General features: G+C 64.4%; 1 protein-coding gene. It reads left to right on the forward strand.

Annotated features, from left to right (window positions below):
* Nucleotides 1-573 precede the first annotated feature (573 nt).
* Nucleotides 574-1,083 (forward strand): DUF305 domain-containing protein, encoded by a 510-nt coding sequence (locus tag FL311_RS43115; protein WP_141333475.1) that lies wholly within the window; start codon nucleotides 574-576, stop codon nucleotides 1,081-1,083.
* The last annotated feature ends 357 nt before the right edge of the window (nucleotides 1,084-1,440 follow it).

A 1,440-nucleotide genomic window follows, 5' to 3' on the forward strand; every position in this document is an offset into this window, starting at 1 on the left:
GCCGTCCTTGAACTCACGCGTGAACTTCCGGCGCTGCCTCCGGCTCTTCTTCTGCTTCGCGTCACTCGCCGACATTGGACACCCTTTCCATCACATCTCGGGTGTCCACGGAATCGGGGCAGGCTCAGGGCAACCTTCCATCACCCAAGGGCGGCCCACCAGTTTTTCGAGTGCGAATCTGGCCGGCCGGGCTCATCGCCCTCTGTGGCAGGGAAGCCGCACTCCCGTCCCTGTCGCCGTCTCAGGCCGCGCGCTGACGCGTACCGGTACCTGCGCCGCGCCTCCCTGCCTTCAACCACTGCGCTTCCTGTCGGAACTGCTCCAGCTCCTTCTCCAACTCCGCGGACCACCTCCTGGCGTGTCGCCAACGGAGGTCTCACGAGCGGCTCGGCCCGTCACGACGGGGCACGGCGAGGTCTTGCGGGCGCGTGAACTGGAGGACACGCAGAACAAGCATCAGGCACGTCGCGGGCTGCATTGCCCGTACACTGGGAGCGTTGCAGGGCGGGCGGTGGTGCTGGACGCGCAAAGGGGCTCGATGCAGGAGGTTGGGCCCCAAGGCCAGGAGAGTGAATGAGCTACGCACGTTTTGGCGCGATGATCGCCACCTCGACGCTGGTGATGTTCGGACTGATGTACCTGAATACCTACGCCCTGGAGCACGTGCGCTTCAGTCAAACGCGGAGCTGGATGGCCGTGGTGATGGGGGCGACCATGGCCATCATCATGCTTCTGTTCATGTGGTCCATGTATGAAAACAAGCGGGCGAATGTTGCAATCCTGGCTGGAAGCATTGCTGCGTTCGCAGTGGCGCTCTGGCTCGTCCGCAGCCAGGAGACAGTCAGCGACATTTCGTACATGAAGGCGATGATTCCGCACCACTCGATTGCCATCATGACGAGCGAACGCGCCCACCTCCACGACCCTCGGGTGCGCAAGCTCGCCGATGGCATTATCGAGTCCCAGGTTCGGGAAATCGGCGAGATGGAGAATCTCATCGCCGACCTCGAGCGCAATCCGAGGCCGGAGGGCGCTCCCGACATTCCACCCCTCGCGCCGCGTAGTCCTGCCCCCGCCCGATAGGCAGCAGGGCATGCATTGGCTGGGCGAGCGGCCTCCCAGTTGCCGCGCCCCTTGTCTGCCAGGGCGCGATGTGCCCGTGTGAAGCCATTTGGGCGCCCTCGCCGCGCACTCGCTCTGTGGGTTCATGACATAGACCGCTTGCTTGGTCGGGGCGGGCGCGCGTCACAGGCCGCTTGTGCTGAGCGGTGAAGGACTCCGCCGCTCCAATGAAGCACTCATGCAGGTGACGCGGGTGTGGATCTGATCCTGAGCATCGCCTGAGCGAAAGGGCGGGTTGGCAGGAGCAGGCCGAGGCGTGGGAGAAATCCCGGCCATGGTGAAAGTGACGCTGGAAGTGCCCGAGGAGGTCGCCACGCT

It is taken from the genome of Myxococcus sp. AB025B (assembly GCF_006518215.1).
GTDB classification, from domain to species: domain Bacteria; phylum Myxococcota; class Myxococcia; order Myxococcales; family Myxococcaceae; genus Myxococcus; species Myxococcus fulvus.

Excerpts from the sequence above, each read along its gene's own strand:
- FL311_RS43115 (WP_141333475.1), top strand. The coding sequence starts at position 574 with ATGAGCTACGCACGTTTTGGCGCGATGATCGCCACCTCGACGCTGGTG.